We start from the raw sequence: 1142 nt of genomic DNA on the forward strand, positions 1-1142 counted from the left end.
GTTGTTCGACCACACCACCCGCTTTGGCCGGAAAAGAGGCCAAAGCCGCCTGTTCGCGCTCACGCAGTGCGTTGGCCAAGGGATCGCTGGTGGTCATGGCAGGCAAGCAGCCATTGATCACTGCATGATCGCAGGCAATACCAATCGCTTCCAGCTCCTGAGCGGTACGCACCACCTCTTTAAGGGCTGAAGTTTGTGGGCGTGCCACCAGAATCATGCGACAGCGGCTGCCATCTGCCAACAGCTCCAAAGCTTGTCGATAACGATGACGTTGTTTTTCCAAGCCAGCCAGAGGGCCCAAACAGGAGACTCCAGTTTGACTGTTTTCCAAAAAGCTGCTCCAGGCGCCGGGCAACTGCAGCAGGCGCACGGTGTGACCGGTCGGTGCCGTATCAAACAGGACATGGTCAAAGCGGTTTTCCAGCTCTGGATCGGTCAACAAGGTGGTAAATTCATCAAAGGCGGCTATCTCTGTGGTGCAGGCACCGGAAAGTTGCTCTTCAATCCCTTTGACCACCTCTTCTGGGAGCAAGCCGCGCACTGGCGCCACCACTCGTTCGCGATAGATACGAGCCGATTGCAGTGGATCGATCTCCAAGGCGTGCAGGCGTTCAACAGCGGTGATGGCGGTGATTTGCGCCCCAATCGCCATTTGCAACACTTGGGCAATATTGGAGGCCGGGTCGGTACTGACCAGTAAGACACGTTTACCGCTGTCGGCCAGATGGACGGCACTGGCACAGGCCAAAGAGGTTTTACCAACACCACCCTTGCCGGTAAAAAAGAGAAAAAACGGAGTGTTGTGCAGAAAGCGCATGTTGGCTGTTCCCTGTATTTGTCTTGACTATTGAGTGTGATACACACTGTTTGCGCAGAGCTTGTAAATCTATCTGCTCACTACCCATGAGCGGCGTTGCAGGCTCAATCGCTCCTTGTCTATCTGCTTGATATGTCTTGTCGCACATTCGCCAGCGCCTTGCGCATGAGCTGGTTTGGCGACCTTTCGGCCAATTGTTGGCAGGAGATGCCCGATATTTCCGTCTATACTGTCAAGAAGATTGTCGAATAGCTCAAGAGTGGTGAGCCACTTCAAGCCTCTTCCAGCAAAGTGTGCCGTGCTATTATACGGCCGACAGTTCTGC

The 1142-nt window shown here is 54.3% G+C and carries 1 protein-coding gene; it reads right to left on the reverse strand.

From position 1 onward, the window contains the following. Nucleotides 1–817, reverse strand: an 817-nt coding sequence (locus tag EJP87_RS16845) for a TRC40/GET3/ArsA family transport-energizing ATPase (protein WP_153188699.1), incomplete at its 3' end; no start/stop codon positions are given. Nucleotides 818–1142: the final 325 nt, after the last annotated feature.

The organism is Candidatus Magnetaquicoccus inordinatus (assembly GCF_004217665.1).
GTDB lineage: Bacteria > Pseudomonadota > Magnetococcia > Magnetococcales > Magnetaquicoccaceae > Magnetaquicoccus > Magnetaquicoccus inordinatus.